This window comes from Amedibacillus dolichus DSM 3991 (genome assembly GCF_000154285.1).
GTDB lineage: Bacteria > Bacillota_I > Bacilli_A > Erysipelotrichales > Erysipelotrichaceae > Amedibacillus > Amedibacillus dolichus.
Genome location: NZ_DS483463.1, coordinates 58,342 through 60,196, shown reverse-complemented (window position 1 = coordinate 60,196; position 1,855 = coordinate 58,342). Strand labels below are relative to the sequence as shown.

Annotated in this window: 1 pseudogene; it reads left to right on the top strand. The window is 31.8% G+C overall.

The features are described from left to right. Nucleotides 1–1,760: pseudogene (hsdR, locus tag EUBDOL_RS11905) on the top strand (EcoAI/FtnUII family type I restriction enzme subunit R); the annotation flags it as partial. Nucleotides 1,761–1,855: the final 95 nt, after the last annotated feature.

Sequence of the window (1,855 nt, the reverse complement as noted above, 5' to 3'; positions counted from 1 at the left end):
GAAAGAACAATTGCATTAAATGAATTTCCAACTTCCGAAGAATTGCTAAAGCGATATAAAAGTGAATTAAATAAAGGAGCAGGAATATCGCGTGATGAAGAAACGGTTTTAGAGCAACCTTTCTATTCGAGTCAAAAATCATTTGATCCAAGATATTATCAGAGAAATGCAATTAATAGGACTTTAGAAGCGATCGCAAAAGGACAAGATCGTGTTTTGCTAGTTATGGCGACTGGTACTGGTAAAACATATACAGCATTTCAAATTGTATATCGCTTATTAAAAAGTGGGTTAAAAAGAAAAATATTATATTTGGCGGATAGAAATATTCTTGTGGATCAATCAATTGATCAAGATTTTTCGCCTTTGAAGAGAGTAATTCATAAAATTAATTTCAATGAAGATGATCCAAATACAATAACATCATATCAGGTATATTTTTCACTTTATCAACAACTAGCAGGAAATAGTGATGATAGTGATGACGAAGAAGTTACATCTAAACTTGCCAAATTATTTAAGAAGGACTTTTTTGATTTAATCATTGTCGATGAATGTCATAGAGGTTCAGCAAAAAAGGAAAGTAACTGGAGAAAAATTTTAGAATATTTTTCGTCTGCAGCTCAAATTGGTATGACTGCTACTCCAAAAGAAACAAAAGAGATTTCCAATATCGATTACTTTGGTGAGCCAGTGTATACTTATAGTCTAAAAGAAGGTATTGAAGATGGTTTCCTTGCTCCATTTAAAGTTATTAACATTATGACAGACATTGCTGAAGGATGGAGACCACTCGCAGGTCAAACTGATATTAATGGAAATATCATAGAGGATAGAATTTATACAAACAGTGACTTTGATTACAATATCGTCATTGAAGATCGCATCAATTCTGTAGCAAGAGAAATAACAAATTATTTGAAAGTACTGATCGGATGCAAAAGAACATTGTATTCTGTGCGATGAGCTCATGCAAACGGATGAGATGCACTTCTATTTAATAAAGATATGAATCATGATGACTATGTTGTTAGAATAACTGGCAGTGATGAATATGGAAAAAGTAAATTGAAATATTTTATCTCAACATCTCAAGAGTATCCTGTAATTGCGACAACATCCAAGCTTTTATCAACAGGTGCAGACTGTAAGATGACAAAACTGATAGTTTTAGATCAAATGATAGGATCTATGACAGAGTTTAAACAGATCATTGGTCGTGGTACGAGAATTAGAGAAAAAGATGGTAAAACACATTTTGTAGTAATGGACTTTAGAAATGTGACTAGACTATTTAGCGATCCTGAATGGGATGGACCGATTGAAGTAAACGAAGGTTATACAAATGAAGAAAAACCTGGACGACCAATAAAAGAAGTTGATGGAGATAATCCTAATGGTAAAGGTGAAGATATTATAAAAACAAAACCATTTATAGATGCGAATGGTTGTAAAGTAGAAATTATAAATAAAAAAGTTTCGGTTTATGATGCTGAAGGCAAGTTATTAAGAGTAGAAAATATTATAGATTATACAAAGACCAATATCAAAGGGGAATTTGCATCTTTAGACAATTTTATTAACACTTGGACTTGCAATAAGAAAAAAGAAGAAATATCTAATTTATTGTTACAGCAAGGCATTGACTTAATGCATTAAAGAGAAAGATATGTCAGATGTAGATGATTTGATTTATTTGTCATATTGCTTTGATCAAAACCATTACTAGAAAAGATGGCAATAGTGTGAAAATCGACTTCTTGTAGTATAGCGAGTAGCTCGTGAGTATAGATACTTTAGAACTATAAATGAGCATTATGATTGAACTACGGAGTATGAATAAACATCCAAAGAG